Annotated in this window: 2 protein-coding genes; both read right to left on the bottom strand. The window is 72.3% G+C overall.

Annotated features, from left to right (window positions below; genetic code table 11):
- Positions 1 to 56 precede the first annotated feature (56 nt).
- Complete coding sequence (locus ABZ923_RS41280; protein ID WP_361483596.1) at positions 57 to 1121, bottom strand: hypothetical protein; 1065 nt, start codon at positions 1119 to 1121, stop codon at positions 57 to 59.
- A 73-nt stretch (positions 1122 to 1194) separates the two neighbouring features.
- On the bottom strand, positions 1195 to 1383 hold the full coding sequence (locus ABZ923_RS41275) for a hypothetical protein (protein ID WP_361483593.1): 189 nt from the start codon (positions 1381 to 1383) through the stop codon (positions 1195 to 1197).
- Between the last annotated feature and the right edge of the window lie 33 nt (positions 1384 to 1416).

The raw sequence follows: 1416 nt of genomic DNA, 5'->3' as shown, positions 1-1416 counted from the left end.
CGTCGGGCGAAGCAGAGGCCGGCCACCACGTGACCGGCCTCGATTCCGCCCGCAGGTCAGGGGGCGGTGCGGCGCTTCCGCGAGTTGTTCTTCGGGCGCCGGTTGCGCAGCACCGTCTCCGGGAACTTCGCGCCTTCGGCGCGCTCCTTGCCGACGAGCTTCGCGACCTCGGCGATCAGGTCCTGGTCACCGATGGCGTCGCCCTGGTCGGCGAGAACTTGCCGGGTGGCCGCCGCGATCGACAGCAGCTGCGTCGACGCGGGCGGCTGCACCGGCGGCACCGGCGCGGGCGGCTGCGACGCGGGCGGCTGCGACGCGGGCGGCTGCACCGGCGGCGCGGACTGTGCGGCCGGGGTCGAGGTGGGGGCTGTCGCAGGCTCCTCGGCCTGCTCCGTCTCCCGGGCGGCCGTGGGCGCAGCCGCCACCTCCCGGACCTGGGCCGCGGCAGTGAGCATCGCGTCCGCCGCGTCCATCTCCCGCCCGCCGACAGCCCGCATGTACGCGGCCTGGGTGTTCAGGCGGCGCAGCCGGATGGCCAGCAGCGCCTTACTGGCGAGCCGCTGCTCCTGCTCGGTGAGCCAGTGCCGCACACCCTCGTCCAGCGGAACCCGGTACAGACCCATGACGAGGGTCCACAGGCCCTTTGCGAGGAGGTCGATGCATGCGCCGATCACGCCGGCCGCGAGCTGGTCCAGCGTGTGGCCGTACGTGCCGACCGCGCCCATGCTGATGACCAGCGCGATCCAGCCGACGGTGCGCGGGATCCAGACCCGGGCGTCGCCGCGCTGGAGCCACTCGACGGCCATGCAGGCCAGCCAGTTCAGGGTGAATACGACACCGGCCGCGTACGCCGCGACCGGGTGGATCAGGTTCGTGAGGAGCCCGCCGACGCTCGCCGTGGTGGCGACTACAGCCAGCGCCGTGATGCCGATCGTGATGGCGGTAACCCCGAGCAGGATCACCTCGTCCCAGTCGCGCGGCGGTACCGGCTCGTAAGTCACGAACGGCACCTTCCGCGTGGACGGGATGCCGTCGATGACGGTCGTCTCGTCCCGCTCCAAGGTGACCTTGCGGTACCGGACGCCGGGGATTCTCGGCCGCTGGTCGGGGGTCTCGGTCATCACTTCGCGCCCTTCACGCTGGATTCGTCACGGGTCGAGCCGGGCCCGCGTTGGACCCGGCTCGACCCCGGCGCTAGATCAACTTCGCGCCGCTGCCCTTACGGGCAAGCTCCTGCTTGTGCCTGCGAGCGCGCTCCTTGCGCTCGGCCTCGGCCTTCGCCGCACGCTGTTTGGCCTTCTCCTTCTCCGCCTGCCTCAGCTGGGCGGCGAGCGCCACGTCATTGCCCGGCCTGAGCGACCGCGCGACGTCCCTGAGTCCCATCAGGCACCCACCTCCTCGCGGAGTCGGGCCGCG

The organism is Streptomyces sp. NPDC046881, assembly GCF_040645015.1.
Lineage (GTDB): Bacteria > Actinomycetota > Actinomycetes > Streptomycetales > Streptomycetaceae > Streptomyces.
This window is presented reverse-complemented; position numbering and strand designations above follow the sequence as displayed.

Bases quoted from the DNA above. Each gene is read 5' to 3' on its own strand.
- ABZ923_RS41280 (WP_361483596.1), bottom strand. From the start codon at position 1,121: ATGACCGAGACCCCCGACCAGCGGCCGAGAATCCCCGGCGTCCGGTAC.
- ABZ923_RS41275 (WP_361483593.1), bottom strand. From the start codon at position 1,383: ATGGGACTCAGGGACGTCGCGCGGTCGCTCAGGCCGGGCAATGACGTG.